Source organism: Nostoc sp. 2RC (assembly GCF_014222165.1).
GTDB lineage: Bacteria > Cyanobacteriota > Cyanobacteriia > Cyanobacteriales > Nostocaceae > Nostoc > Nostoc linckia.
Genome location: NZ_JACKZU010000811.1, coordinates 1 through 377, shown reverse-complemented (window position 1 = coordinate 377; position 377 = coordinate 1). Strand labels below are relative to the sequence as shown.

Below are 377 nucleotides of genomic sequence, written 5' to 3'. Positions count from 1 at the left end.
GTTACGACTTCACCCCAATCATTTGTCCCACCTTCGACGGCTAGCTCCAAATGGTTACTCCACCGGCTTCGGGTGTTACAAACTCTCGTGGTGTGACGGGCGGTGTGTACAAGACCCGGGAACGTATTCACCGTAGCATGCTGATCTACGATTACTAGCGATTCCAGCTTCATATAGTCGAGTTGCAGACTACAATCCGAACTGAGAACAACTTTATGGGGTTTGCTTGACCTCGCGGTTTCGCTGCCCTTTGTATTGTCCATTGTAGCACGTGTGTAGCCCAGCTCATAAGGGGCATGATGATTTGACGTCATCCCCACCTTCCTCCGAGTTAACCCCGGCAGTTTCTTACGAGTCCCCACCACAACGTGCTGGCA

1 rRNA gene is annotated in these 377 nt (G+C 51.7%); it reads right to left on the bottom strand.

Annotated elements, in window-relative coordinates:
* A 16S ribosomal RNA gene (locus GNE10_RS35090) occupies positions 1–377 on the bottom strand; the annotation flags it as partial.